The organism is Photobacterium sp. R1 (genome assembly GCF_054600795.1).
Genome location: NZ_BAAHZP010000671.1, coordinates 1 through 261, shown reverse-complemented (window position 1 = coordinate 261; position 261 = coordinate 1). Strand labels below are relative to the sequence as shown.

Annotated in this window: 1 protein-coding gene; it reads left to right on the top strand. The window is 45.2% G+C overall.

Going from position 1 to position 261, the window contains the following annotated elements; translation table 11 throughout:
* Nucleotides 1-261: PAS domain-containing protein (locus tag ACYP03_RS26765; RefSeq protein WP_459782773.1), on the top strand; the 261-nt coding region annotated here is incomplete at both ends.

Genomic DNA, 261 nt, shown 5'->3' with positions numbered 1-261 from the left:
GGTAATATTTTGCACGCCAATGAAAACTTTTTAGCGACAGTCGGTTACACATTTGATGAGATCAAAGGAAAACATCATCGACTGTTCGTCACTCCGGCGTATGCTGAAACCAGTGAATACCAACATTTCTGGTACCAGCTTAACCAAGGGCAGTTCATGGGCGGTAAGTTTGAACGGGTGAACAAAGCGGGCCAGCCTCTGTGGCTGGAAGCCACCTACAACCCCATTTTTGATACCAATGGCAAACTCTATAAAGTCATA